Genomic DNA, 240 nt, shown 5'->3' with positions numbered 1-240 from the left:
GCTGCTTCGGGATAGAGATCGGCCGGAGGCGGCTCTGATTCCTCTTTCATGATGTAGAAGCGTGGGGGTCCGCCCAGATGCTCCGTAATTTCGTTCATCCGCTTCTCAAAGCGGCTGTTGTCATCCTTACCCCAGAGATTTCCAAAGACGCCAGGGCGGGCCAACTCATACTGAGCGACAACCAACGCTTCATTGGTGACATAAGCAACAGTGTTTGAGATGAACTTGTAAAGTCGCTCC

At 52.9% G+C, this 240-nt stretch carries 1 protein-coding gene; it reads right to left on the bottom strand.

From position 1 onward, the window contains the following. Positions 1-240 (bottom strand): hypothetical protein (locus RMT89_RS45210; protein WP_315889562.1); only part of this gene is annotated, 240 nt, incomplete at both ends.

This window comes from Streptomyces sp. P17, assembly GCF_032436805.1.
Classification (GTDB): Bacteria; Actinomycetota; Actinomycetes; order Streptomycetales; family Streptomycetaceae; genus Streptomyces.
The sequence above is the reverse complement of the archived record's forward strand: the minus strand, read 5'-3'. Positions and strand labels throughout refer to the sequence as shown.